We start from the raw sequence: 23,317 nt of genomic DNA on the forward strand, positions 1-23,317 counted from the left end.
TTTTTTATTCTTATTATTCTACTTTTCTCTTTAACGCTTCCAGTTTATTTTAACAGCCGATATTTTTTCGTTTTCAATTCTGGCTTCTGTACAAACAGTAAACCCGTTTTTCAAGTAAAACAATACTGGCGATTTATAAGGCTCTTTATTCAGTTTTATTTCTTTGTCGTGATCAATAACCCAACCATTCAAATGATGATGATTATTTTTTAATTCTGTAATCAATAATGAACCGTTACCACTTCCTTGAATTTGATTATCTATTAGTATTGCAAACCAATCTTCATTATCTCTCAAAAAAGCAAACGCCCAGCCTTTGATTTTAGTTTCGTCATCAATAAGCAAATAATGCTTTAAATCAGACAATCCATTTAAATACAAATCAAAATCATGAATTTCTCCATAATTTAAATTCACAGGATATTCAGTATTCCAAAGTTGCATTAAGGATTTCTTATCTTCAAATGATAAAACTTCTTTCTGAATAATCTTCATACTTAAAAAATTTAAAACTCAAACTCTTCAACGAAACCAAGGCTTCACAAAATAGTTTCACGTGGAACAATTTTTAGTTTTCAGTTTGCAGTCTTAGTTTGCAGTCTTAGTTTGCAGTCTTAGTTTGCAGTCTTAGTTTGCAGTCTTAGTTTGCAGTCTCAGTTTACAGTCTCAGTTTACAATGTTCAGTTTACAATGTTCAGTTTACAATGTTCAGTGTTCAATCTCAGTGTTCAATCTCAGTGTTCAATCTCAGTGTTCAATCTCAGTGTTCAGTTTACAGTGTTCAGTTTGCAGATTCAATTTACATCTCATCTTTCACATTTCACTCCTTACATCTCACACTTTACATTTTACAATCTAAAAACAAAACTACCTTCCCATATAAATTAACAATACCGAAATATCACTTGGAGAAACTCCGCTAATTCTTGAAGCTTGAGAAATTGTCACAGGACGAATTTTCCCTAGTTTTTGCTTTGCTTCAATCGACATTGATTTTATTTTATTATAATCGAAATTTTCTGGAATTTTCACTTCTTCTAATCTCGTTAGCTTATCAGCGTTGTTTCTTTCTTTTTCGATATAACCTGAATATTTGACTTGAATTTCGGCTTGCTCTAAAATTTCCTGATCCAAATCATTTTCTGCAATATATTCTTTTACTTTTTCAAATTTCACAATATCCTCCAAATCTATTTGTGGACGAGAGAAAACCTTAAACATTTTGTCTCCTTGTGAAATTAGTGCTGTTCCCTTAGATTCCAAAATTGGATTGGCTTCTGCTACAGAAACACTCGTTTCTTTGAAAAAAGCAACCATTTTTTCAGATTCTTTCAATTTATGCTCCATTCTTCTCAAACGTTGCTCCGAAGCCAAACCAATTTCATACGCCATTGGTGTTAATCTGAAGTCGGCATTATCTTGACGCAACAATGTTCTGTATTCTGCACGAGACGTAAACATACGATAAGGCTCTTCAGTTCCTTTCGTAATTAGGTCATCAATTAAAACACCAATATACGCTTCATCGCGTTTTAAGATTAATGGTGCTTTTTCTTTTACTTTTAGATGCGCATTTATTCCAGCCATCAAACCTTGTGAAGCCGCTTCTTCATATCCTGTCGTTCCATTAATTTGTCCCGCAAAATACAATCCTTCGACTAATTTAGTTTCAAGTGTATGCTTTAATTGAGTTGGTGGAAAATAATCATATTCTATCGCATAACCAGGACGGAAAAATTTCACGTTCTCAAAACCTACAACAGTACGCAATGCTTTAAATTGAATATCCTCTGGCAGAGAAGTAGAAAATCCGTTTACATAAACCTCACAAGTATTCCAGCCTTCAGGCTCAACAAATAACTGGTGGCGTTCTTTATCAGCAAAACGATTAATCTTATCTTCGATAGAAGGACAATATCTCGGACCGATACTTTTTATACGACCGTTGAACATTGGTGAACGATCAAAACCAGATCTCAAAATATCATGTACATCTAAAGACGTATAGGTCATGTGGCAAGATCTCTGATGAACAAGAGGCGAAGTCACATCTGAATATGAAAACTTATCCGGCTTAGCATCTCCCTTCTCTTCATTCATTTTAGAATAATCCAAAGAACGACCATCAACTCGTGGCGGTGTTCCTGTTTTCATTCTTCCTGCTTCAAAACCTGCCTGAATTAAATCTTCGGTGATTCCGTATGCAGCACTTTCTCCTGCTCTTCCTCCACCGAATTGTTTGTCTCCAATATGAATCAAACCATTCAAGAAAGTTCCATTTGTCAAGACAACAGATTTGGAACGGATTTCAATTCCAAGAGAAGTTCGAACTCCTTTTATCTTTCCATTTTCAATTATCAAACCTTTTACCATTTCTTGGTAAAAGTCAAGATTAGGCGTTCCCTCGAGCATCATTCTCCACTCTTCTGCAAAACGCATTCTGTCGCTTTGAACTCTTGGCGACCACATTGCTGGTCCTTTTGATTTGTTCAACATTTTAAATTGAATTGCCGTGCGGTCGGAAACAATTCCTGAGTACCCACCAAGCGCATCAATCTCACGCACAATTTGTCCTTTTGCAATTCCTCCCATCGCTGGATTACATGACATCTGTGCGATGTTTTGCAAGCTCATTGTAATAAGCAACGTTTTAGATCCAAGATTTGCGGCCGCTGCCGCGGCCTCTGAGCCGGCGTGTCCTGCGCCAACAACAATAACATCGTATTCTTCTAAAAACATTTTTTTGTTTTATTATTCTCTAGAAACCACCTAAAGGCGGTTTCTAAAATTAACTTCATCTATTTGTTCCACGTGGAACGCTTTAAAAATTCTACTCATTAAATGTTCCACGTGAAACATTCTATGTTCTACTGAACAAAAAACAACACATGTTCCACGTGGAACATGCTTATAAAAAGAGGTAGTCTAATTATAGTTCCACGTGGAACATAGCAATTTTCTCTTCTTCTTTAGCTCTCATTAAAGCAGCGTCAGCATCTGATTTGTCTTTATAACCACAGTAATGTAATATACCGTGAGCTAAAACACGCTTTAATTCATTCTCAAAAGTAACATTAAAATCAAGAGCGTTGTCGCGAACTCTTTCAACAGAAACAAATATATCTCCGTTTAGTTCGTTACCTACTGTATAATCAAAACTGATAATATCAGTAAGTGTATCATGATTAAGATACTCTACATTGATTTTATGAAGGTATTCATCATCACAAAATATATAACTTATCTCACCTTCTTTTTTATTCTCCGAAAGAATCACAGCTGAAAGCCACTCTTCAAACGCTTCTTCATTATCTAAAACGAAGTCTGTTTCGTAATTAAAATTGATCATTTTTTTTTAAAATATTCTTGAACCTTTTGATTAAAATTCGAGCGCAAAGGTAATGATTGTCTATTTAAAATCTCTATGCTATTTAAATAATCTGATAATGACGTTGGCAACGCATTCGATTGATTATTAAATTCTTTCCTATTTGTTTCAGATTGTCGCTTGTTCTCTTGACCTTGTTCTTGAACAGCCGTATTCAACTTTAATAATTCTTGCTGAATATTTAATATACGCTGTAAATTTTCATTCTTAAATCCCTTATTCAAAAGTTGTTTTTCCAACTGTTTCATTTGTTCTAAAGTCTTTTGACCATTCGGACCAAGTCCTTGTTTTTCTAATTCCTTTTGTAAAGCTTCCCTAAGACGAACCTGCTCTTTATAAATTTCCATTATTTCTTGAGCGTTACCTTCACCATCATCACCGCTCTCGCCAGAAGTTCCTTTACCACCAGACTTAGAATCTTTACCATCTTTACCGTTTTTACCTTGACCCGGCTCCTGCCCTTTCTGCATTCCTTCCTTCATTTTCTTCCCTAATCCTTCTTGCTTTTTCATAATATCGGGTAATTGCATACCTTCACCTTGACCTGGTTTAGGTTCGCCCGAACTAGGATTGGCCATAGCCATTTGCATATTACTTAACAAGTCGCTTAAAAAATCAGCTAGTTTGTTTGCAGAAGAAACAGCATATTGCTGGTGAGAAACTCCTTTACGAATCTGAACATCAGTCAAAGTCTCAAGGGCTTTGTCCATATTATATTGAATATTTCCAATTTCTTTAGTAACATCTTCAGCAACTTTAGGGTTACGTAGCGACAAAGCAAACAAGCTATCATCAATATGTTTGAACTGTAATTTTAAGTTTTGCTGAATCTTTATATTCTTATTGAATACAGAAGAACCTAGTTTCATAGATTTAAACTGTAACATAACCGCTTCTTCTGATAATGAAAAAGCCAACAGATTATCTAAAATCTGACGTAACATCTTTACATCTTCTTCTAGTTGCTCCTGCTCTGAAGACTGCATTCCTTCTTTCATCTTATCAGCCATCTCTTTCATTTTCTTAGCAGCATTCTTCTGCTTTGGTTTAGCACCAGCACTGTTATTTTTCTTTAATTCATCAGATGCTTTCTTTAAATCACTATCAATGTCCTTCTCTTTATTTGAGTCAGTTGGAATTTCCATTGGTGCTTTTAGTGTCTTATTCTCTTCTTTCAAATCCTTTAAATCCTCTTGAAGTTTATCAAAAGCTTTATTGATTTCATCTTGTTTGTCTGCAGTGTTTTCTTTTTCTTTATTAGAAAGCTGCTCCTGTTTATCGGCTAACTTATCTAGTTTATCTTTTAATTGTTCTGCCTTTTTAGCTACATAAAACCTCTTAGTAAGCTCAACTAATTGTTCCAAATTCTTAGATTGGTTCTTTGAAATTTGCTTGAACTTATCAATCTTCTCAAACAATTCATCACTCTTGATTTTATCATTTAAGTCTTTAAGTTCATCTAAGAGCTTTTGATTTTTCTCTAAATCTTTATCAGCATTATCTAAACGCTTTTGTAGATCATCTATTTTTTGATCTTTCTTTTCTGTCTTGAATTTATCTAAATTCTGATTCATCTTCTCAGCAAATTCTTTCATCATTTGGTCTTGTTGTTTCTGACGCTTGATAAAATCATTTACTTTTTGCTGGTCTTTAAATTCTAAATTATTCTTTTCCTTACCTACTTTTTGAAGCTTTTCTAATTCAGAAATTTGCTTATCCTGACTTTTTAATGACTTAGATAAAGCATTAATATTACTATTTTGTTGTTCTAAATCTTGCTCATGCAACTCTTCATTGGTAGCAACTCTATCTGAAAAAACTGAAGACTTTGCACTCTTAAAATTATGTGGTGCATCATTATCAAAAACTTCAAAATAATATTCATAAGATACTCCTTGCTCTACTGGAAGATTACTTGGGAAAGAAAAAACAAATTGATCGAAAACATTATTCTTAACAGCAATTGTTCCACGTTTGGCAGTGTTAGGTTTGTTGCGTTCGTAATAGACAATTTGCAATTTTGACAAACCATAATCATCAGACAATTGGCCCAACATATAGTCCTTACCAAGCTTTAAACTATCAGGCGCTACACTTACATTGATTGTAGGGAACTGATCTTTGATGACAGATAGCTGATAATTGAGTTTTTCGTAGTTTTTAACCTTATTATTAGATGTAAGGATTTGATATTCTGTATTTTGACTTATATTTTTTGATAAAACAAAGCTATTATCAGCTTTAACAAAAGGAATTAACGAATTAGCTTCTTTCCAATCTACATTTTGAGTAGATTTTGTATTCATTTTCCATGTTACTCGAGTTCCTTCAGGTAAGATTGCATTACCTGTTCCATTAATAGTTTCACTTTTTTTATTTAAATAAGAAGGAAAGTTTAATTGCATTTCAAAATTTGCAATCGATGGAACTGTAATAACTTTCAATTCATAAGTAGGAGATGTAACTTGATTACCCTCTACATAGAATTCAATATTTGAAATAGGCTTTTCTATCTTGAATTCAAACACACCTGGTTTAGTCGATTCCATAAAATAACTTTCGTTTTCAATATGAATCATAACATTCTCAGGAATCACTTTACCCTCTGATTCTACTTGAAGGATGAAGTCTTTATTTTGTTCCGTTTGTAAATTAGAATTTATGACAACAAATTTAAAAGGAGCTGGTGGTAAAAAAGCAGCATTAAAATGCACTACCCTATTTAAACTTTGAGAAAGAATATTAGTGTTTCCAGAGATATAAAAAACTAAAAAGAACAAAATAGGAATTAAAGCTAAAGGCAAATATTTCTTATTTGCACCAAAGTTAATGGCATTACTAAATGGAATTGGTTGCAGTGAATTTGCTTTTTGCTCAATAGAAGCCAACATTAATTCAGAGTTTTCTATGGTAGAAGCTGTAGCAGAGAGCTGCAAAAAGTTAGTTAGTTTATCATTTACTTCCGTGAAATGATTCCCAATAATAGCCGAAGCCTCATTGTAATCTATCCCCTTTTGAAGTTTGAATAACTTAAAAAGCGGAAACATAATAAAACGAAACAACAAGAATACTTCCACACAAACAAAAGCACAGAATAAAAGTGTTCTTCCTAATGGCTTCAACCAAAGAAAATATTCAATGAAGATGGTAAATAAAAAATACAACAATCCAAATCCAGTGAAAAGAAGCAAGCCTCTTATCAATTCATTGGTGTAATATTTCTTTATAAAATCTTCTAACTTTTGATATATGAATGGAACTGTTTTCAAAATAGTAATCTGTTTTACTTATAACCCATAAAAGTACTAATTTTAATTAGAAAATGAATAATTAGAAAATTGGCCAAATAAGCTATAAACAACACATTATCCCTATAGCTATCCTATTCTAACTTTATAATTAGAGTTGTATCTTTGCATCAAAATTTATAAAAATGTCAAAACAAGTTCGTGTGCGTTTTGCACCAAGTCCAACTGGACCTTTACATATAGGCGGTGTTCGTACTGCATTATTTAATTATTTGTTTGCCAAAAAAAACAATGGAGTTTTTTACTTGCGTATTGAAGATACCGACCAAACTCGTTTTGTTCCTGGTGCCGAAGAATATATAATGGAAGCATTAGAATGGTTGGGAATTGCTCCTGAAGAAACAGTAGGTAAAAACGAAAAGTTTGGTCCTTACCGTCAAAGTGATCGTGCAGCATTATACCAACAATATGCTGATCAATTAATAAATTCTGGATGGGCATATTATGCTTTTGATACTCCTGAATCATTAGATGCACATAGAAAACAACACGAAGCTGAAGGAAAAACATTTATATACAACCATCACAACCGTGAAAAATTAGATACTTCGTTAGTAATTTCTTCTGAAGAAACTGCTAAAAGAATTGCAAATGGTGAACATTATGTAATACGTTTTAAAACTCCAGTTAATGAAACGTTGCATTTACAAGATATCATTCGTGGTGAAGTTAAGTTTGAAACAAACTTATTAGATGATAAAGTTTTATTTAAAAGTGACGGAATGCCAACATACCATTTGGCAAACATTGTAGATGATCATTTGATGGAAACATCACATGTAATTCGAGGTGAAGAATGGTTACCATCTATGCCATTACATGTTTTATTATATAGAGCTTTTGGTTGGGATGCACCTGAATTTGCACATTTACCATTAATTCTAAAACCTATTGGTAACGGAAAACTATCTAAAAGAGATGGTGATAAACTAGGATTCCCAGTATTCCCATTAGAATGGAAAACTGAAGAAGGTGTTTCATCTGGTTATAGAGAAAAAGGATTTTTCCCAGAAGCAGTAATTAACTTCCTTGCATTACTTGGTTGGAATGACGGAACGGATAAAGAAATATTTTCATTAGAAGAATTAGTAGCTGCATTTGATCTGAACAGAGTTCACAAATCAGGAGCTAAATTTGATCCTGAGAAAAACAAATGGTTCAATCACCAACATTTGATAAAAAGAAGTAACGAAGATTTAGCTAAAGACTTCTCACCTATTCTTGAAGAAAAAGGGATTACAGTTTCTAAAATTGATCTAGTAAAAATCGTTTCGTTAATAAAAGAACGTGCACATTTTGTATCGGAATTTTGGGAACTAAGTGATTTCTTTTTTCAAGCACCAACATCTTACGATGAGAAAGCTACCAAAAACTGGAAAGAAGAAACTCCTGCTTTAATGCAAGAACTAACTTCTGTTCTAGAAAATATTGAAGATTTTACCTCTTTGAATATAGAAACTATAGTGAAAGATTGGATGACAAAAAATGAAATAGGAATGGGTAAAGTAATGCAACCTTTCCGATTGAGTTTAGTTGGAGCTTTAAAAGGTCCTCACCTATTTGATATAGTTGAGATGATTGGAAAAGAAGAAACAATCTCTAGAATTCAAAAAGCAATAGTAGCTTTATAAACAAATAAAGACAGCAATCAATAAAAGCGTTAAGAACACCTACACAAGGTATTCTTAACGCTTTTCTATTTTAATGAAAACATAACGTATTAAAATGGAAGAAATTTCGTAATTTGACCCTTAATATTTAAACTAAATTTATCAGTTATGAACATTCCAATTATTATTCTTTTAATCTTCGGATTATTTATTTTCCTATCCTCATTCTTTACAGTAAAACAACAGACATCTGTAATTATAGAACGTTTTGGAAAATTTCTTAGTGTAAGAACTTCAGGTTTACAATTAAAAATACCAATGATTGATAGAATTGCTGGACGAGTAAATCTTAAAATTCAACAGCTTGATGTAATCATTGAAACAAAAACTAAAGACAACGTTTTTGTAAAACTTAAAGTATCTGTTCAATTTATGGTCATCAAAGAAACTGTTTATGATGCCTTTTACAAATTAGAATACCCACATGATCAAATCACATCTTATGTATTTGATGTAGTTCGTGCAGAAGTTCCAAAATTAAAATTGGATGATGTTTTTGAAAGAAAAGATGATATTGCAATTGCAGTAAAAAGAGAATTGAATGAAGCAATGACTACTTATGGATATACAATTATCAATACATTGGTAACTGATATTGATCCAGATATCCAAGTTAAAAATGCAATGAACAGAATTAATGCTGCAGATAGAGAAAAAACAGTTGCAGAATTTGAAGCTGAAGCATCTAGAATTAGAATTGTTGCTAAAGCAAAAGCTGAAGCAGAAAGCAAGAGATTACAAGGTCAAGGTATCGCTGATCAAAGAAGAGAAATTGCGAGAGGTCTTGTAGAAAGTGTTGATGTTTTGAATAAAGTTGGTATTAATTCACAAGAAGCCTCTGCTTTAATTGTAGTTACTCAACATTATGATACATTACAAGCTATTGGTGCAGATGCAAATTCTAACTTAATTTTATTACCAAATTCACCACAAGCGGGAAGTGATATGTTAAACAATATGGTAGCTTCTTTTAGTGCATCAAACCAAGTTGGTGAAATGATGAAGAAAACTAATAAAAAAGTTAAACCTGTAATTGAAACAAAACCAGATTATGAAGCACCTGAAGATTCAGAAATAGCACAATAATAAGAATATAGAAAATAAAAAAGAGGCTTAATTGCCTCTTTTTTTGTTCATAAACCATCCTATCAAATAAGGGATGGCAGCCTGAATAATTTTTATATAAGAATTTGAAAGTATCGTTTTGTATGATCCTAAGAAACCATTTATAATATTTTGTGGTTCTAAAGATTCTTTGGTTTGTTGAACACTTAATACTAACTTTTGATAATTGATCTGTTTTTCTAATTTCAGAATTTCTAATTCTCTTTCGATTTCAGCGTAAGATGAGTATTTTTTAGTTTCCATAATTTAGTCGTTAAAAAAGATTTCTGAAAATTTTTCTAAAATTGGTCCTTCTACCATTTTATCTTTTATAAAGAAAATAAGTATCGTTGCTAACAAATACGCCCCTCCTACTATAAGAAAACCAAAAGTATAACTACCCAAAGCAGCACTAATTGCAAAGGCAGCAGCAACAGATCCAAATAGCATAACCATACTAAAACACAGTAAAATCAAAATAAATTTAAATATTACTGTAGTAGATTTCATTGCTACTTTAAAACCCCAAAGTTTATAATAAGCAAGGTGACTATCAACATAAGCTTTAGCCTGATCTTGAATATTCTCGGTATGTTCTTTAAACTCTTCAAAAGCCATAAATAACTATTTTAATTGATTTTGGTAAAAAATACAAAGTACACAATGAGACTAATGTATTGTAATTCTTAAAATTAAATAAATTTTTTGAAACAATAACTATTAAAGTTCAATGTGTACTTTGGTGATGCCTTAAAAAAAGGCTATTTATTTCTGAAGTTTAGCGTTTTGAGTTTTCAAATCTGCTAATTTATTTTCAAGAAAAGAAATTACTTCTTCCGTTTTATAACTCATATTTGAAAGTAAGTTTTCATAAGTTCCATCTAAATCTTCTTTGGCATTCAAAAACTTATCACGTAATTCTTCTGTTGAAGTTTCAAATTTATGCTTTAAATTATGTTTAGCATCGTCGATTCCATGTTTAATACGTCCTCTTGTTTTTGAACCTTTATCTGGTGCAAACAAAATTCCAATTCCTGCTCCTATCGCTGCTCCAGTAAGAAGTGCCAATATTGTGTTTCCTGTGTTGTTTGACATAACTATAAATTTTAAAAGTTGATAATAAAGATAATCAATTTTATATAGATAAAATTCTTATAAATTAATGTTTAATATAATTTTAATATACATATGCTATTGCATGATACTTTCCATCCGGTTTTTCTACAATGGAAACAAATGGATAACCATTATCAGCAGACTTGGTTTTAATACGTCTTTCTGTATGCTCTTTTAAAGCCAAAGGAGACTCCCCTTTTGTTTTAGTAGATAAGCCAGTAAAACTTTCAACCTCTTTGAGTCCAATAGTTTGGCTAGGTTTTAAAACCCTTACCGAGCTATAATCCTTTTTATCAGCAACTACAATTTTTGGAGAAATAGATTCAGATTTAGAACTAGCTTTTTCAGTAAGAGATGAAACCGCATATTTACTAATTGCTAATTGTTCCTGACTACCATTCAATGAATAGTAAAGAAGATTATTATCTTGCTTTATATAATTAACATCTAATTTTTCTCCATTATGTTTTATAATTTGATGAGTTTGTGAAAAAGCAAAACTCGTAAATAATAACCCTAATATTAAAAATTTGATTTTCATAATTTCTGATTTTAAGTTTAACTTAATAATTAAACCTTCTTAAGCAGATTTTAAAAATGAAATAAACAATTTGAAAATAATCAAAAAATCAATTTAGGTGATTTTGGTACTTATGAAGTAAAATTGAAAAACACTTAAATAAAAGTATTATCAAAACTAAATCACAATCAAAATACAAACGATAAATTAATATTTAAAATTCCATCTAAAACTATTCAAAAACTAAAATTTGCATAAAATCAAATTTTAAGATTTAAGAAATAATTTTATAATCATAGCCCACTCCATTTTTATTCCAAAATGAATAAATTCATTTTTTAAAAATTTGCTAAATTGGCTTTTCATAAAAATAATACATTTATAAAGATTTTTGTGTTAACAACGCGTTAAACCACCCTAAATTTTACTAAAAATTAAAATAAAGCGTTTTGTTAGACCATCTTTATAAAACCAACAATAGAGTTATCTCTTTTTAAATATTGTCTTAAAATTAAGATATGAAAGCTGTTTTTAATCTATAAAAGCTATAATTTTTAATATAATAATAGTTATTATAAATAATAAAATAAAACATAGTTAATCAAAATTATAATAATTTAAATTGATACTTAATTGCTATTGATTTTTATCAAGAATATGCTCTTCATAATAAAATTGAAGAAAGCGAAATAGCCCAATAATAAAAATTGATATAATTTTTCAACTTGGATTAATTTTATCAATTTGATTGATAAAACAACTGAAAAGCTATACTTATAAACATTTCAGTGTTGACAAGCACAAAAAAGGGATAGAATCAGGCTAAAAATCAAAATAAAGAGTTCTATTGAATTATATTTATAAAACTAATAAAGTAGTCATCTTAATTTAAATAACTTCTTAAAATCAATATATGAAAACCTTTTTTAATCTATAAAAACTATAATGTTTTAAATATTAATAGTTTTTATAAATAATAGAATAAAACTTAATTAATAAGTATTTAAATAATTTAAATTTATACTTATTATTATCCATTTTTATGAAGAATATCTTCTTCGTAATAAAAGTGAAAAAGGCAAAATCCTTAAGTAATAAAATTGGTAGAATTTTTTAACTTAAATTAATTTAATCAATCAAATTAATAAAAATGGTTATGAAACTGTACTTATAAACATTTCAATGTTGACAACAGCAAAAAGGATATCAAATCAGGTCAAAACTAAAATAAAGATCGCTAATCAACCATTTAATTAAAAACATAAATTATATCGTCTGATTTTAAAAAACACCTTAAAATCAATTTATGAAAGCTGATTTTAATATATTAAAACTATTGTTTTTAATATATTAATAGAAAATTTAAATAATAAAAAAAGCGCTTTTTATAAGCGCTTTTCGATAATTAAAATTGATGTTATTTATTAAGTACTTCTAGTAAAATTTCCTTTTCTCTATCAGTACTGTTTTTTGGAGGATTTGAATTTAATTTTTGAATTTCTTCTTCAAACTGATTTTTAAAATCAATACTTTCAAGATCTCTTAAATTTAAAAGTGCTTTTGAACGAACAAAAGATGATTCACTTCTTAGAGACATAGTATATAATTTTTTTATATCCTCTTCTTCAAAATCTGAAGATTTCAAACTTGAATATTTAAGAATAAATTGAGCAAATAACAATGAACTCTTATTATTGTTAATATTCTTCTTCAATGAATTTTGCAATAATGAAAAACTTGAAATAGTTGCGATGTTCTCCCCTATTGCATTTTCAATTGCTAAACGTTCTGGCTTAGTTTCAACTTTAAAATATTTATTGATATCTTTTAAAGAATTATTGATACTGTTTTCTTCTTTTTTACCTTTTTCTTCCCAAGCATCTTTTAATCCAACAGTCTTATTAAATACTAATTTTGAAGTAGTTGAGTCTTTATCAACAGTAAAATAACCCAAACGTTGAAACTGAAATTTATCTTCATTTACAGCTGTAGCTAAACTTGGTTCTACAAATCCAGTAACGATTTCTAATGAATTTGGATTCACAAAATCTAAGAAATTTTTATCTTTATAACTGTCAGGAGCTTCATCTGTAAACAAACGATCGTATAAACGAACTTCTGCTTCTACTGCATGAGGAATAGAAACCCAATGCAATGTTCCAGATACTTTACGTTGACTTGCTTCGGTCCCACTTCCGCTTAAAGAATCAGTATCATAAGTAACGTGAATTTCTGTAATATTACCTTCTGAATCTTTTATAACGCTTTCTCCTTTAATGATATATGCATTTTTAAGACGTACTTCTTTTCCTAACGTCAAACGGAAAAATTTAGCTGGAGCTTCTTCTAAAAAGTCTTCTCTTTCAATATATAATTCACGAGAAAAAGGAACTTTTCTGAATCCTGCACTTTCGTCTTCTTGGTTATTTTCGGCTTCTAGCCATTCTTCTTTTCCTTCTGGATAATTGTTAATAACCAACTTTACTGGATCTAAAACAGCCATTACTCGCGGAGCAATTTTGTTCAAATCTTCACGAATACAAAACTCTAAAACTGATACACTAATTAAATTATCACGTTTTGCAATACCAATTGTATTAGCAAAATTACGCAATGAAGCTGCAGTATATCCTCTTCTTCTTAATCCTGAAATAGTTGACATTCTAGGATCATCCCAACCATTAACATGTTGTTCTTTAACTAATTGTTGTAATTTTCTTTTACTTACAACTGTATGTGAAAGATTACGTCTTGCAAATTCTCTTTGCTTAGGACGTAACTTATTATCATCTATAATTTGATCCAAAAACCAATCGTATAATTCACGGTGTGGTAAAAATTCTAGTGTACAAAATGAATGTGAAATTTCTTCTAAATAATCACTTTGTCCATGTGCCCAATCATACATTGGATAAATCTTCCAGGTATCACCTGTTCTATGGTGATCTCTGTGCAAAATTCTATACATAATAGGATCACGCATCAACATATTTGTTGATTTCATGTCAATTTTTGCACGTAAAATATGTGTTCCAGCTTCAAATTCTCCCTTTCTCATTCTTTCAAATAAGTCAAGATTTTCTTCAACTGAACGATTTCTATATGGACTATCTGTACCAGTAGTTGATGGGGTTCCTTTTTGAATAGCCATATCTTCAGAAGATTGACTATCAACATAAGCTTTATCTTTTTTAATTAATAAAACTGCCCAATCATATAATTGCTGAAAATAATCTGATGCATAACGTTCTTCTGACCAAGTATAACCTAGCCATTCAACATCTTTTTTTATTGCATCAACAAATTCTTGTTCTTCTTTTTCTGGATTGGTATCATCAAAACGTAAATTCACAGGCGATTGATAATCAAGTCCTAATCCAAAATTTAAAGCAATAGAACTTGCATGACCAATGTGTAAATAGCCATTTGGTTCTGGTGGAAAACGAAAATGAAGCCTATCTTTTGATAATCCTGATTTTAAATCTTCTTCTATGATTTGTTCAATAAAATTGAGTGATTTTTCTTCTGATGCCATTATTTATAGTAATTTTAGCAAAGATAAAAAAGTTTACAGTTTTAGGTTTACAGTTTACAGTTTTCTTTAGAAACTTCTCAGTAAATCTGAAACTTAGAACAAGAAATTAAAACAAAAAATGGGAATTATTAAACTAAAAAATATCCGTACTTTTTCTTACCACGGATGTTTAATTGAAGAAGGAAAAATAGGATCAGAATATGTAGTGAATTTAGAAATTCATGCCAATTTAAGAAAATCTGCTGAATCAGATCACCTTGCTGATACTGTTGATTACGTACATTTGAACAAAATTGTTGCCGAAGAAATGGCTATTAGATCCAAATTATTGGAACATGTTGCCAAAAGAATCAATACTAGGGTACTTGAAGAGATTCCAATGATAACAAAAACAATCGTTGAAGTTTCTAAAGTCAACCCTCCTATTGGTGGTGATGTTGAGACGGTTACAATTAGAATGAAAGATACTAGAAAGAAATAATTTAAATTCAAATTTATAAAAAGAAATAAATTTGAAAAATAGTTGGCTTTAAGTTTTTAAAATTTAAAGATTATGGTTACTTTTGCCATCCGTTCAATTAATGGCGTCGTGGCCGAGCGGCTAGGCTGGGCTCTGCAAAAGCTCCTACTCCGGTTCGAATCCGGACGATGCCTCTAAAAGAGATACAGAAATGTGTCTCTTTTTTTTGTGCTTTATTTTTCCATACAATTGTCATTTCTACCCAAAGAGAAATCGTACTGAAATTACTTCTATTACTTATGTAATTTCTCGTCCCACAAAATGAAAAACATCAGTTATGAACATAAAAAAACCTCTCGTTATGAGAGGTTTATATTTTAATTTTGCAGTTATTAACAACTACTTATCTATCTTTTCAAAAGCATGTTTTACCATTTCTTTTTCTTTTGGAAACCATCCTTGAACGATTAAAACAAATCCAAAAATCATTAAAACTACACTTATTCCTTTTTTAATTTTAAGAATATTTGATGGTGTCATTTTAGATTTTAATTGCTTAGCTAAAACAATTTTTATACAGTCAATAATTAAATAAGTTAATACAACTGTTACAAAAAATGTCATCATTCTAGAAGTTTGCATTTCTAATTTTGGTCCAATAGAAATAATTATTGCAACCCAAAAACCTAGTACTCCGATATTTATAACATTCAGGAAAAAACCTTTTACAAAAAGGCTTCCATAATTTCTTTTTATGATATCACGATCTATTTCTTCATCGTTTATTTTCGCTTCTTTCTTAAGTTGTACAAAAGAAATAATACCATAAGCTAACATGATTATACCACCAAAAATAAATAGAGCTGGTTTATCTTGTAAACTTTTAATTAATCTATAACTTCCTAAATAAGCAATAGCTATAAAGAAAATGTCTCCAAGAATTACACCGAGATCAAAAACCAATGCAGCTCTAAACCCTTTGGTAATACTAGTTTCTAGTAATATAAAAAATACCGGGCCAACCATAAAGCTTAAAAATACTCCCCATGGAATCCCTGCTAAAATATCGTTTATCATTAAAATACAATTTCGTTTTATTCTTTTTCTTCAATCCTACCGCCTAGAACAGTTTTTTGGTTAATTTGTTTTGGTTTACCATAGATGTAAATATAGCCTCCAGCGTTTACTTTTGCATCAACTAAGGTAGTAGCATGGATTTCGGCATTTCCTCCCGCAGAAACGCTTATTGTCGTTTGTGAGGTATGTAATCCCTTTGCTCTTAAAATTCCTCCTGAACCTAAACTAGCTACTTGATTTTTTGCTTCTCCAGATATTTTTATAGTTCCACCAGAAACAGCTCTAACTTTAGCGTTATCAACATCTAAAATTACATTGATTTCTCCTCCTTCTTTAGAGTTTAAGTCAATTGTAGTTTGTTTGAATGTTTCTTTGCTTGAAACGATACTTCCTTCGCTTACATCAATGCTTTCAATACGTTTGTAATACAACTGTATTGAAACATCATCTCCTGATAAAAGTTTTGGAAATGGCATTCTTAGTTTCAATTCTCCATTTTTATTAACAACTTCTACTTCACTCTCTCTGCTTCCTTTTATAACTATCTTATTTTCTGAAGCATGAATTAGAGTAATACTCAATTTATCGAATACTTTAACTTTATCAAAATCTCCTAAATTCTTCGTTATCTGACCGAATGATACTTGTACAAATAAAATTGCAACTCCTATTAATAACTTTTTCATGTTTTCTTTTTTAAATTTTTACTACTTATTCTGCTCTTCTTAAAAAATGAAAATCCAATTGTTTTTTAACTAAATCGGCATTTTTTACTTTAACGTAAATCTCATCGCCTAATTGTAATATCTTATCTGATGTAGCACCAACTAGTGCGTATTGTTTTTCATCAAAGGTGTAATAATCATCTTTTATCTCTCTGATTCTTACCATTCCTTCACATTTATTAGATACAATTTCTACATAAATTCCCCATTCAGTAACTCCTGAAATAACTCCCAAGAACTCTTCATCTTTATGATCCTGCATGTATTTAACCTGCATGTATTTAATACTATCTCGTTCTGCATTGGTAGCTAAACCTTCCATATTCGAACAATGTAAACACTTTGTTTCGTATGTTTCTTCATCTACCGATTTTCCACCATCTAGATAATATTGCAGTAATCGATGTACCATTACATCGGGATAACGACGTATTGGTGAAGTAAAATGGCTGTAATAATCAAAAGCTAAACCATAATGCCCAATGTTATCAGTTGAATATTTGGCTTTACTCATACTTCTAATAGCAAGAGTATCAATTAAGTTTTGTTCTTTTTTACCATTAACTTCTTCCATTAAAGCGTTTAATGATTTAGATATATCTCCTTTATTACGGAAATCTATCTTATAACCAAACTTAGCAATTACAGATTGCATTGCAATTAATTTATCTTCATTTGGCTCATCATGAATTCTATAAACAAACGTTTTCTTTTGTTTACCAATGTATTCAGCAACTTTTCTATTTGCTAAAAGCATGAATTCTTCAATCAAATGATTCGCATCTTTTGATACTTTAAAATAAACTCCTTCTGGTTCTCCTTCAGCATTCAAATCAAATTTAACTTCCACTTTATCAAAAGAAATAGCTCCATTAGCCATTCTTTTCTTTCTTAAAATCTTAGCTAATTCATCTAATTTTAAAGTTGCATTTGTAATTTCATCTGAAACAACATAAGAGCTTCCTGTAATTGAAGTTTCTGCAGGAATTGTATTGTCTTTTGTTTCAATGATATATTGCGCTTCTTCATAGGCAAATCGTTGATCTGAATAAATTACAGTTCTACCAAACCATTGGTTAATAACTTGTGCATTCTCTGATACTTCAAAAACAGCCGAGAAGGTATATTTTTCTTCATTAGGTCGTAATGAACATGCAAAGTTAGATAACACTTCTGGAAGCATTGGTACTACTCTATCCACTAAATAAACAGATGTTGCACGTTGATAAGCTTCATCATCTAAGATTGTTCCTTCTTCTAGATAATAAGAAACATCGGCAATATGAATTCCAATTTCGTAATTTCCATTCTCTAATTTCTTAAAAGACAATGCATCATCAAAATCTTTTGCATCTTTTGGATCTATCGTAAATGTAAGCGTATCTCGCATATCGCGACGCTTAGCAATTTCACTTGCTTGTATAGAAGTATCTATCTTTTGTGCATATGCTTCTACTTCTACTGGAAAATCTGATGGTAAACCATATTCAGCCAAAATAGCATGAATTTCAGTATCATGTTCTCCTGGTTTTCCTAAAACTTTTACTACTGAACCAAATGGACTATCTGCTCTCTTTGGCCAATCTTCTATCGTAACTAAAACTACATCACCATTTTGCGCCTCTCCTATTTTATCCTTTGGAATAAAAATATCAGTATACATTTTAGGATTTGCAGTAGAAACGAAAGCAAAATTGTTTTGAATATCAATAACACCAACAAAGTCAGTTTTATTTCTTTCTACAACTTCAATAACTTCACCTTCAGGACGTTTACCTTTTCTTCTGTTATAAACGTAAACTTTTACTTTATCTTTATCTAGTGCACGATTTAAATTGTTAGTAGGAATAAATACATCCTCTGTAAAGTCTGGACAAATAAAATAAGCCGTTTTACGACTTGTCATATCTATCGTACCTTCATAATAATCCTGACTAATTGCTTTGATTAAATATTTACCTGGTTCTGATTCTACAATCTTATTTTGAGATGCAAGAATCTTTAAATCTTTTATAATTTGGTTACGACTTTTAGTATCGTCTAGTTCGAGCTTTGCTCCTATTTGTTTGTAATTAAATGGTTTATTAGCATGTTGCGATAAAATTTTTATAATCTTACTTGAGAAATCTTTCTCATTCTTTATCGGTTTTCTAATTTTCTTACTCATATATCTTTTCTTATAAGGTTTAAAATTACAAAGAAGATATCAGATAATAGTTTTTAGGCCTCACTTTATTAAAAATATAACTTTCAAAAGTAGCTATTTATTGATTTTCAAAGGGCATTTGCAATTCACATACTTAAACAAATTTAAGTAATACTCATTTCGTATCTTTACAAAAAGACCTCTATGCAAAGCTTTAAAACCATTGCTATATTCAATTATCTACACGAAACTGTTGTTCTAAAACATTTATTAGAACAAGAGGAAATTCCATATTATCTCGAAAATGAAATGACCCTTTCGGTTGTTCCCTTTTATTCGACAGCTTTGGGCGGAATCAAACTTAACGTTCATCCTGAGGATTTCGAAAGGGTTCAGGAAATCCTTGACAATCTCAATAATCCTCTTTCAATCGTTTAGCTTCTTTTTCTAATTTTTTTTCTTTTTAAAATTTTAATAGTTGTTAACATATATTATATAATACAAAAGAAAAAATTTAAATTTAATTAATTTTTGGTTGTTATTATAGTGTGTTAATATGTCATATAAATTTATTTTTAAATGTATTGAAATGAAGTTTGTCTTAGTTATATTGAGTTATCAACATACTTATATTTCGTTAAAGGATTAATTCATAAGACTTTTTAGATTTTAATTAACATTGGTTAACAACCTAAAATGAATTCATTTTGTAGATAACTTCATATGTTGATTTTTGTTGAAAATGTACTTTTTGATATTGATAACTTTTCTAAAAATTCTCCAAACTTTATTAGGTTTTTAAATTCCAGTTTTGGATTAGGTTTTTTAATGACACAACCAAAAAAAACTTCTAATTTTCTTTCTATACTTATTAACAAAAGATGTTAATTTAAAGTTAACTGAATATCAAGCAATTGCGTTTTGCTATTAACAATATAAAAAATTAACAAAATCATTAAATAATTATAACTGATTATCAATTATTTATGTAATATGTAAATCGTTAATAACTCTGTAATGTCCTGTTAAAATGAGAGTTATAATTCAGTTAGCTTTTATGCTTTAAATACAAAATAAGAATAACATTCTACAGCAATGTAAATAAACAAATGTTAGTAAAGTATATCTAAAATTCTTTGGTTAAATTTGCGCTACACAACTTAAATATACTTAAAATGAAAATTTCAATAGGAAACGATCACGCAGGACCTGATTATAAAAAAGCAATTGTTGCTATGCTTAAAGCAAAAGGACATGAGGTAACTAATTATGGTACTGATTCTGAGGACTCTGTAGATTATCCAGATTTTGGTCATCCAGTTGCTACAGATATTACTGAAGGTAAGGCTGATTTTGGAATTGTTATTTGCGGAAGCGGAAACGGAATAGCAATGACTGTTAATAAACATCCAAAAGTAAGAGCTGGACTATGTTGGACAAAAGAAATAGCTGTTTTAACTCGTTTACACAATGATGCTAACATTATTAGTATTCCAGCACGTTTTACATCGATTCCTCAAGCTGTAGAAATGGTTGAAGCTTTTTTAAATACCGAATTTGAAGGAGGAAGACACCAAAATAGAGTGAATAAGATTGCTTGTCAATAAAAAGTAAAAAAAACGGGTGCTTCGCACCAAAGATAATTAATAAGCCAGACGGATTTTTATAATTCATCTGGCTTATTATAGTTTTATATAGTTTATATTCAGGGTGTTAAAACGTATTTTTAGAGTTATTAACATTGTTAATATCTATCTTTTATAATTTAATATTGAAATTACAAACAGGATTTGAACAAATATAATTCCACCAAATTTTACAATAAAAGAAGATTTACTCGTTTTATGTTTAAACAATACCATTGCTATTAACAAACCTAAAGAACCACCCAAAAGACCTATTGTAAAGAGTGTTTTTTCTGGTATTCGATGCTTGTTTTTGATAGCCAGGTATTTATCATATCCAGTAAGGATAAAACTAAGAACATTTACAACTAAAATATATATTAATAAAACTTCCATAGGCTTAAAATTATAAACAAAGATATTATTTTAGCCGAGTGATTGTTTAATTTGCAACAATGGTTCTAATAAGCAAATTATCTCATTTTCTAATCAAGAAATTATTTCGTTAAAAATATGACTAATATTCAATTCATTGCCAAGTCTGTTCAAACAGCAGCGATTAACATTCAAAACACAGTTAAATTATTAGAGGAAGATTGTACAATTCCGTTTATTTCAAGATACCGAAAAGATACAACAGGAAATCTTGATGAAGTAGTAATTGAACAAATTGCAAAACTTCAAAAAGAATATGAAGTTATTGTAAAACGTAAAGAAGCAGTTTTAAAATCAATAGATGAACAAAAACTACTTACACCAGAATTAAAACAAAAAATCGAACAAAGTTTTGATTTACAAGAGATAGAGGATTTTTATCTTCCTTTTAAAAAGAAAAAGAAAACTAAAGCCGATGTCGCACGTGAGAATGGGTTAGAGCCTTTGGCAAAAATAATAATGTCGCAAGGAAATGATGATGTTGATTTTATTTCTACTCGATATATTAATGACAATGTTATTAACGAAGAAGCTGCATTACAAGGAGCTCGCGATATCATTGCTGAATGGATTAACGAAAATATTTATGTACGTAAACAATTACGTAGATTATACCAACGTAAATCGACTATTGCAACTAAGGTTGTAAAAACGAAAAAAGACGATGAAAACGCACAAAAATTTAGTCAGTATTTTGATTGGGCAGAACCATTAACAAAAGCACCTTCACACCGATTATTAGCAATGCTTCGTGCTGAAAACGAAGGATTTGTAAAAATGAAAGTTGAAGTTGATATTGATGAAGCTTATGATGTTATTGATGAACTGGTTATTAAAGGTCAAAATAATACAACGCCACATATACAATTAGCAATTGAAGATAGTTATAAACGGTTGTTGAATCCTGCTATTGGAAACGAAACACTTCAGGAAGCTAAAGCTAAAGCTGATGCCAATTCTATTCAGGTTTTTGCAAATAATCTAGGACAGTTGTTGCTTGCGCCGCCATTAGGAGAAAAGCGTATTCTAGCAATTGATCCAGGATTCAGAAGTGGATGTAAAGTAGTTTGTCTGGATGAAAAAGGAGATTTGTTATACAATGAAACCATTTATCCACATGCACCACAACATGAAGATGCTATGGCGATGAAAAAAATCCGCTCGATGGTGAACTCTTATAAAATTGATGCTATTTCAATAGGAAATGGAACTGCATCTAGAGAAACGGAGTTTTTCATAAAAAAAATCGCGTTTGACAAACCAGTTCAGGTATTTATTGTTTCTGAGGCTGGAGCTTCGGTATATTCAGCATCCAAAATCGCTCGTGAAGAGTTCCCAAGTTATGATGTAACAGTTCGTGGATCGGTTTCTATTGGGAGACGACTTTCTGATCCATTGGCTGAATTGGTAAAAATTGATCCAAAAGCGATTGGAGTAGGACAATATCAACATGATGTTGACCAGTCAAAATTAAAAGAAGAGCTGGATAATACTGTAATCCGTTGTGTAAATTCGGTAGGTATTAACATTAATACAGCAAGTAAACATTTATTGAGTTATGTGAGTGGAATAGGAGAGAAGCTTGCTGAAAATATTGTGCAATATCGTTCAGAAAATGGTCCGTTTGAAGATCGTAAACAGTTGAAAAAAGTACCTCGTTTAGGTGATAAAGCATACCAACAAGGAGCTGCTTTTATTCGAATTACTAATGCAAAAAACCCGTTGGATAATTCGGCTGTACATCCTGAAGCATACGGAATTGTTGAAAAAATGGCTAAAGATTTAAAACTAACTGTTAATGATCTTATTGCTAATAAAGAACGTACAGCTTTAATAAAACCAGAGAATTATATTACGCCAGAAATAGGGTTATTAACATTAAAGGATATCATTAAAGAATTAGAAAAACCAGGTTTAGATCCTAGAAAATCAGCTAAGGTTTTTGAATTTGATCCGAATGTAAAAAGTATAAAAGATGTAAAAACCGGAATGATATTACCAGGGATTGTTAATAACATCACCAATTTTGGTTGTTTTGTTGATATCGGTGTTAAAGAAAGTGGATTGGTTCACATTTCTCAACTTAAAGCTGGTTTTGTAAGTGACGTAAATGAAGTGGTAAAATTACACCAACACGTTGATGTAAAAGTAACTGAGGTTGATGAAGATAGAAAGCGTATTCAGTTGACAATGATATTATAAAACAAG

General features: G+C 30.4%; 19 protein-coding genes and 1 tRNA gene. 7 read left to right on the top strand and 13 right to left on the bottom strand.

The genetic code is table 11. The features are described from left to right. Positions 1–30 precede the first annotated feature (30 nt). The 4 genes from LNQ49_RS12340 to LNQ49_RS12355 all read right to left on the bottom strand — a co-directional run bounded on the left by LNQ49_RS12340 (position 31) and on the right by LNQ49_RS12355 (position 6,657). Positions 31–495, bottom strand: a complete 465-nt coding sequence (locus tag LNQ49_RS12340; RefSeq protein WP_229989176.1) for a GNAT family N-acetyltransferase — start codon at positions 493–495, stop codon at positions 31–33. A gap of 372 nt (positions 496–867) precedes the next feature. Next, complete coding sequence (mnmG, locus tag LNQ49_RS12345; protein ID WP_229989177.1) at positions 868–2,739, bottom strand: tRNA uridine-5-carboxymethylaminomethyl(34) synthesis enzyme MnmG; 1,872 nt, start codon at positions 2,737–2,739, stop codon at positions 868–870. A 190-nt stretch (positions 2,740–2,929) separates the two neighbouring features. Continuing rightward, positions 2,930–3,349 carry an rRNA maturation RNase YbeY gene (gene ybeY, locus LNQ49_RS12350; protein WP_229989179.1) on the bottom strand — a complete coding sequence of 140 codons (420 nt, stop codon included), beginning with the start codon at positions 3,347–3,349 and terminating at the stop codon, positions 2,930–2,932. Next, complete coding sequence (locus tag LNQ49_RS12355; protein WP_229989181.1) at positions 3,346–6,657, bottom strand: hypothetical protein; 3,312 nt, start codon at positions 6,655–6,657, stop codon at positions 3,346–3,348. Before LNQ49_RS12355 ends, ybeY begins: the two co-directional genes overlap by 4 nt. Positions 6,658–6,821: 164 nt before the next feature. Here LNQ49_RS12355 and gltX point away from each other — a divergent pair, with 164 nt between their 5' ends. Further along, positions 6,822–8,327, top strand: a complete 1,506-nt coding sequence (gene gltX / locus LNQ49_RS12360; protein ID WP_229989183.1) for a glutamate--tRNA ligase — start codon at positions 6,822–6,824, stop codon at positions 8,325–8,327. Between the two features lie 147 nt (positions 8,328–8,474). Next, positions 8,475–9,452: an SPFH domain-containing protein gene (locus tag LNQ49_RS12365; protein ID WP_229989184.1), complete on the top strand. Its 978-nt coding sequence runs from the start codon at positions 8,475–8,477 to the stop codon at positions 9,450–9,452. Between the two features lie 27 nt (positions 9,453–9,479). Here the strand turns inward: LNQ49_RS12365 and LNQ49_RS12370 are convergent, their stop codons facing one another. The 5 genes from LNQ49_RS12370 to LNQ49_RS12390 all read right to left on the bottom strand — a co-directional run bounded on the left by LNQ49_RS12370 (position 9,480) and on the right by LNQ49_RS12390 (position 14,641). Next, a complete protein-coding gene (locus LNQ49_RS12370) occupies positions 9,480–9,734 on the bottom strand; it encodes a DUF6327 family protein (protein WP_229989185.1) in 255 nt (84 codons plus the stop codon). Positions 9,735–9,737: 3 nt separating this feature from the next. Then, positions 9,738–10,088 (bottom strand): competence protein, encoded by a 351-nt coding sequence (locus tag LNQ49_RS12375; protein ID WP_229989186.1) that lies wholly within the window; start codon positions 10,086–10,088, stop codon positions 9,738–9,740. 147 nt (positions 10,089–10,235) lie between these two features. After that, positions 10,236–10,565: a YtxH domain-containing protein gene (locus LNQ49_RS12380; RefSeq protein ID WP_229989187.1), complete on the bottom strand. Its 330-nt coding sequence runs from the start codon at positions 10,563–10,565 to the stop codon at positions 10,236–10,238. Positions 10,566–10,647: 82 nt separating this feature from the next. Then, a complete protein-coding gene (locus LNQ49_RS12385; protein ID WP_229989188.1) occupies positions 10,648–11,127 on the bottom strand; it encodes a hypothetical protein in 480 nt (159 codons plus the stop codon). A 1,396-nt stretch (positions 11,128–12,523) separates the two neighbouring features. Beyond that, complete coding sequence (locus LNQ49_RS12390; RefSeq protein WP_229989189.1) at positions 12,524–14,641, bottom strand: glutamine--tRNA ligase/YqeY domain fusion protein; 2,118 nt, start codon at positions 14,639–14,641, stop codon at positions 12,524–12,526. A 118-nt stretch (positions 14,642–14,759) separates the two neighbouring features. Between LNQ49_RS12390 and folB the strand changes: the two genes are divergently transcribed. Continuing rightward, positions 14,760–15,122 carry a dihydroneopterin aldolase gene (gene folB, locus LNQ49_RS12395; protein ID WP_229989192.1) on the top strand — a complete coding sequence of 121 codons (363 nt, stop codon included), beginning with the start codon at positions 14,760–14,762 and terminating at the stop codon, positions 15,120–15,122. A gap of 102 nt (positions 15,123–15,224) precedes the next feature. Then, positions 15,225–15,295, top strand: a tRNA-Cys gene (locus tag LNQ49_RS12400). Positions 15,296–15,500: 205 nt separating this feature from the next. Here LNQ49_RS12400 and LNQ49_RS12405 read toward each other — a convergent pair. Genes LNQ49_RS12405 through rnr form a run of 3 tightly spaced genes read right to left on the bottom strand, consistent with a single transcriptional unit; the run spans position 15,501 to position 19,070 of the window. Next, entirely contained in the window at positions 15,501–16,178 is a 678-nt protein-coding gene (locus LNQ49_RS12405) for a LysE family translocator (RefSeq protein ID WP_229989193.1), read from the bottom strand. A 17-nt stretch (positions 16,179–16,195) separates the two neighbouring features. After that, positions 16,196–16,864, bottom strand: coding sequence for a head GIN domain-containing protein (locus LNQ49_RS12410; RefSeq protein WP_229989194.1), 669 nt, complete (start codon positions 16,862–16,864; stop codon positions 16,196–16,198). A 25-nt stretch (positions 16,865–16,889) separates the two neighbouring features. Then, positions 16,890–19,070, bottom strand: a complete 2,181-nt coding sequence (rnr, locus tag LNQ49_RS12415) for a ribonuclease R (protein WP_229989195.1) — start codon at positions 19,068–19,070, stop codon at positions 16,890–16,892. Positions 19,071–19,253: 183 nt separating this feature from the next. On the opposite strand from rnr, the gene LNQ49_RS12420 reads away from it, so the two are divergent. Then, on the top strand, positions 19,254–19,487 hold the full coding sequence (locus tag LNQ49_RS12420) for a putative signal transducing protein (RefSeq protein ID WP_229989196.1): 234 nt from the start codon (positions 19,254–19,256) through the stop codon (positions 19,485–19,487). Between the two features lie 737 nt (positions 19,488–20,224). Next, positions 20,225–20,656 carry a ribose 5-phosphate isomerase B gene (rpiB, locus tag LNQ49_RS12425; RefSeq protein ID WP_229989197.1) on the top strand — a complete coding sequence of 144 codons (432 nt, stop codon included), beginning with the start codon at positions 20,225–20,227 and terminating at the stop codon, positions 20,654–20,656. A 144-nt stretch (positions 20,657–20,800) separates the two neighbouring features. On the opposite strand, the gene LNQ49_RS12430 is transcribed toward rpiB, so the two are convergent. Further along, positions 20,801–21,070 carry a DUF1294 domain-containing protein gene (locus tag LNQ49_RS12430; protein ID WP_229989199.1) on the bottom strand — a complete coding sequence of 90 codons (270 nt, stop codon included), beginning with the start codon at positions 21,068–21,070 and terminating at the stop codon, positions 20,801–20,803. A 117-nt stretch (positions 21,071–21,187) separates the two neighbouring features. On the opposite strand from LNQ49_RS12430, the gene LNQ49_RS12435 reads away from it, so the two are divergent. Continuing rightward, positions 21,188–23,311 (top strand): Tex family protein, encoded by a 2,124-nt coding sequence (locus LNQ49_RS12435; RefSeq protein WP_229989200.1) that lies wholly within the window; start codon positions 21,188–21,190, stop codon positions 23,309–23,311. Positions 23,312–23,317: the final 6 nt, after the last annotated feature.

The organism is Flavobacterium pisciphilum (assembly GCF_020905345.1).
Classification (GTDB): domain Bacteria; phylum Bacteroidota; class Bacteroidia; order Flavobacteriales; family Flavobacteriaceae; genus Flavobacterium; species Flavobacterium pisciphilum.